Origin of the sequence: Streptomyces sp. GbtcB7, from assembly GCF_019091445.1 — a bacterium.
GTDB classification, from domain to species: Bacteria; Actinomycetota; Actinomycetes; order Streptomycetales; family Streptomycetaceae; genus Streptomyces; species Streptomyces mirabilis.
The window spans coordinates 1-238 of record NZ_JAGXJM010000597.1; the positions used below are offsets into that span (position 1 = coordinate 1).

The following is a 238-nucleotide window of genomic DNA, read 5'->3' on the forward strand; positions in this document are numbered from 1 at the left end:
GACGCCCTCGCGCCGGGTGACGTCCGGGCGTTCCTCCTCGGCCGGCCAGCGGCCCGGCGCCGCGCAGACGGTGGGAAGGACGGCCATCGGCGCCGTCGCGTACCCCTCCGCCGAGGGGTGGTAGTGGTCGGGGCCGAACAGCTCGCGCGGATTCGCCTCGAACTCGGGTCCCACCAGGACTCCCAGCGAGACGGTACGGCCGCCCTGCTCGACCGTGCCGCTGGCCTGCGCGGCGACG

General features: G+C 76.5%; 1 pseudogene. It reads right to left on the reverse strand.

Annotated features, from left to right (window positions below):
• A pseudogene (locus KVT44_RS56960) lies at positions 1 to 238 on the reverse strand (SGNH/GDSL hydrolase family protein); the annotation flags it as partial.